This window comes from Flavobacterium geliluteum (assembly GCF_017948595.1).
Taxonomy (GTDB): Bacteria; Bacteroidota; Bacteroidia; order Flavobacteriales; family Flavobacteriaceae; genus Flavobacterium; species Flavobacterium flavipigmentatum.
In genome coordinates this window covers 1-4109 of the sequence record NZ_JAGFBV010000058.1, presented here as the reverse complement: position 1 = coordinate 4109, position 4109 = coordinate 1, and the positions used below count along the sequence as shown (strand labels likewise).

The 4109-nt window shown below is 37.2% G+C and carries 2 protein-coding genes and 2 pseudogenes; 2 read left to right on the top strand and 2 right to left on the bottom strand.

Translation table 11 applies throughout. From position 1 onward, the window contains the following. Nucleotides 1-120 precede the first annotated feature (120 nt). A pseudogene (locus tag J3495_RS18875) lies at nt 121-900 on the top strand (alpha/beta hydrolase); the annotation flags it as partial. Nucleotides 901-996: 96 nt separating this feature from the next. Next, complete coding sequence (locus tag J3495_RS18870) at nt 997-2214, top strand: PQQ-dependent sugar dehydrogenase (protein ID WP_236025516.1); 1218 nt, start codon at nt 997-999, stop codon at nt 2212-2214. Nucleotides 2215-2711: 497 nt separating this feature from the next. Here J3495_RS18870 and J3495_RS18865 read toward each other — a convergent pair whose 3' ends face one another. Then, the gene (locus tag J3495_RS18865) at nt 2712-3965 is read right to left on the bottom strand and encodes a family 43 glycosylhydrolase (RefSeq protein ID WP_210668514.1); all 1254 of its coding nucleotides are present in this window, start codon (nt 3963-3965) and stop codon (nt 2712-2714) included. 33 nt (nt 3966-3998) lie between these two features. After that, nucleotides 3999-4109: pseudogene (locus J3495_RS19505) on the bottom strand (IS982 family transposase); the annotation flags it as partial.

The window sequence follows — 4109 nt, the reverse complement described above, 5'->3', positions numbered from 1 at the left end:
ATAGAAAACGTCTGCATTCTTCTTTGGGATATAAAACACCTAAAGAAATCGAACTAGAATTTTATAAAATTAAAAGTGTAGCATAGGTCTTAGAAAATTTGTCCCACTTTTTGTTGCAAGTCCAGTTTGTATGCGAACCAAATGGCGGAACGTGATTTCGCAGTGGTGGCATTCGATCCATCGTACACAGGCGAAAGCAGTGGAGAACCAAGAAATTTGGCATCACCTGAAATTAATACTGAAGATTTTAGTGCTGCCGTTGATTTTCTTGGAATTCAAAAAAATATCGACCGAAACAAAATTGGTATCATTGGTATTTGTGGTTTTGGTGGTTTTGCTTTGAATGCAACTGCTGTTGACAAACGTGTAAAAGCTGTTGCTACTTCAACAATGTATGATATGACCAGAGTAATGTCAAAAGGATATAATGATGCCGTTACTTTAGAACAACGTACCAAAACATTGGAGCAATTGGGCGAACAACGCTGGAAAGATGCAGAAACTGGAACTTTCGCAACTGGTGCAAAATTAAATGCAGAAAAACCCAAAGCAGATGCCCCTGAATTTTTAAAAGGATATTACGACTATTACAGCACTCCTAGGGGATATCACGAACGCGCGGTAAATTCTAAAGGTTCTTGGACAGCAACAACACCTCTATCTTTTATGAATATGCCTATTCGAACATACATTAAAGAAATTTCGCCACGACCAGTTTTAATTATTGCAGGCGAAAAAGCACATTCAAGATATTTTAGTGAAGATGCTTTTAAGGCAGCTGCAGAACCAAAAGAATTAGTTATCGTTCCCAATGCAGTTCACACCGATTTGTATGACCAAATTGATAAAATTCCTTTCGATAAATTGCAAACTTTTTTTAAGGAAAATTTAAAACAATAAATTTAAAAAATGTTTTATGCGAATAATCCCCACTAAATTATTAACCTATAAAAACTAATTATGAAAAATAAAATAGTGCTTATTTCAGTAGTCTCAATGCTCCTATTGTTTTCATCTTGTTCAAAAAGTGATGATAATAATAACGTAAATACACCAGAAAACCCAGAAACAGGCACTCCTGGAACAGGGAATCCAGTAGAAACCAACCCACCTAATGCGAATTACAGCCCTGCTTTTGCTGGTCAGACAAGAGTGAACGCTGTCTCAACTACAACACCGCTACGTATCGATTTACTGACTTCTTCTCTAAATGCCCCTTGGGGTATGGCTCAACTGCCTGACGGTCGTTTTCTAATTACAGAAAAGGCTGGCAATATGCGTATTGTAAGTCTGCAAGGGGCTGTGAGTTCGCCCATAACTGGGTTTCCAACAGTAAATAACGCGGGACAAGGCGGCTTATTGGACGTAGAAGTAGATCCCCTATTCTCTTCTAACAGAATGGTTTATTGGACTTATGTTCGAAGCGTTAACGGAGGCAATGCTATTGCAGTGGGAAAAGGGAGGCTTTCTAACAACGAAGCAAATATAGAATCGCCAACTGTAATTTACAACTCAACAACACCGGCTGCTGCTTCAAGCAATTACGGTTCTCGTTTACTTTTCGATGCTACTGGAAATCTTTTGGTAACATTTGGAGACCGCACTTCCAATGAAATTCGTATCGAATCCCAATCAGTAAGTAGCAGTATTGGTAAGGTAATCCGCATTACAACCAATGGCACTGCTGCCCCAGGGAACCCTCCTTTTACCCAAGCAGGGGCTTTACCTGAATTATATACCATAGGACACCGTAATCCACAAGGATTGGCCATACATCCCGTTTCAGGAGAGATCTGGCAGAGTGAGCATGGACCACGTGGCGGAGACGAGATCAACCGTTTGCAACCAGGTGCAAATTACGGATGGCCTGTTATCAGTTACGGTATCGAATACAGCGGGCAGGTGGTTGGTGCTGCGATACAGCAACAAGATGGCATGGAGCAACCTGTATATTATTGGGATCCTGTGATTTCACCAAGTGGTATTACCTTTTATGCGGGCAGCAGTATACCAGAATGGCAAAATAATCTTTTCCTTTGTTCACTAACGCAAACGCATCTTGTCAGGTTGGTGATCCAGAATAATAGGGTTATTGGTGAAGAGAGGCTAATGGCAAGCGAGAACCAGCGTTTCAGAGATATTATACAAGGGCAAGATAATGCGCTATATGCCATTACAGATGCAGGAAGGCTGTACAAGATTGATAGACAATAATAATTCAATAACTATTTCGTCAATAGAACAAATGAGGTGATTGGTAAAACTAAATTTTATTTGTCTAATCTCCAAGTTTTGCACCTGATCCCTAACATTTATTAAAAAGTATTAGGCAAAAAACAATGCTATATGGAATAGAACTAGAAAATAATCCTTTTAACTTAAACTATTCATTCAATGCTACAATCGCTATACCTTCCAAAAAATATATCGAAGCATATTATAAAGTATGATTCAGAAGATACCATAGCACCTTATGAATATTTAGAGAAATTTCTAAACAGTAATCCTTCAATTATCTCCCGTAGGTATGAAAAAGTGGGTCATGATAAAATAATAAAATCACCTGATGTTATATTAGATATTATACAGGAAATTCTTCTTTCAGTTGAAGTTTCTTGTCCAAAATAGATAAATCAATTAAAATCACTTACTCAGAAATACTTTATTTTATTTCTGTTTTTCTTCAGACATTTGTTTGGATAAAAAAACGACTATGTTTTATTAGTTTTTAAAACTTGTACTTCCCAAATTGAAGCATTTCTATCTTCTGAATTTTTTACTGTAACCTTCACATATCTTGCTTTTCCTTCCTTTTGCTGAAGCATCTGTTTGTAGCCTTGAACCGCTTCCTGACTGTGGTCTACATATATTTGCCAATTCTGGTAATCCGTTGATATTTCTATTTTAAAAGTGACATATTTATCTGGATATTCAAAACACACACGGATTGCATCAAAAGAATATTCCTTTCCCAAATCTATTGTAACGTCACTTGGTGCAGCAACAGTTGTCCATCGGGTGTCATATCTTCCATCAACAACTTTACTGGCTTCAAAACCCGAGTTTTGGTTGCTAGAAAAAGTACTTTTATTCAAAGCCAGGTTGGTGTATTTTCCTTTTTTGTTTAATGTTTTTGCTAAATCATCCACATAGGAAACCAAATTTATTTTGCCCTTTTTAAATTCAACTTCCGAAACTGTAGGGAAACGGTAATCGCATGTTGGTGCCCTTACAAGATCCTGCCTGTGATAGAACATAAAAAAACGGCCGTCTATTTCTGTAATTGAATGATGCCCTGGGCCTGAAATTCCTGCTTTCTCATCTGTTTGTAAGATTGGACTGTTTATAGCTTCTTCGTAAGGACCGTCAATATTTTTTGATACCGCATATCGAACCTTGTAGCTTGATTCATGACAACGTCCGCCAGCCCACATGCAGTAATAAAGTCCTTCTTTGTAAACTAAGTATGGGCCTTCTGTATAATCAAAAAGATTTCCCTTTATTGAAAGTTTTCGTTCAATTTTTATTAAATAGGTTGGCGACTTAGGATCATTATCCATTAAAAATAATTCACGCCCTGCGGAAATTACATAAATTTTTCCCGAAACCGGATCTCGAAATGGTTCGATATCAAAGCCTCCTAAATGTGCCTCTTTTTTAAATGGTCCTGTAGGAGAATCTCCAGAATAAACATATCCTGAATAATCTACAGAACTTTGACAGTATAAATAGTACCTTCCATTATCGCCCTGAATTATAGCTGGTGCCCAAACAGTTTCATGAGGCAGACCTGGAAGGGTTTGTACCTCCCAATCTGCTAAGTTTTTTGTAGTCCATACTAAAGCTTCCCCATCATTACCACTATAATAGCCATCTGTGGTTGAATACATATAATAGGTATCGCCAAATTTTACAATACTCGGATCTGCAAAATATCCTGGCACTACTGGGTTTTGTGCTAACATTGTACCTGAAACAAAACTAATTAATTCAAGTTGCTAGTTAATTGTTTTATTTAATTGTAATCCGAATACAAACAATGTAAGCTTTATTAGAAATCCTTCCAATGTAACAGCATGTATTGTTCTGGGGAATAATTTTTTAATATC

Coding starts and splice junctions, on each gene's coding strand:
- J3495_RS18865 (WP_210668514.1), bottom strand. CDS start 3,965: ATGTTAGCACAAAACCCAGTAGTGCCAGGATATTTTGCAGATCCGAGT.
- J3495_RS18870 (WP_236025516.1), top strand. CDS start 997: ATGCTCCTATTGTTTTCATCTTGTTCAAAAAGTGATGATAATAATAAC.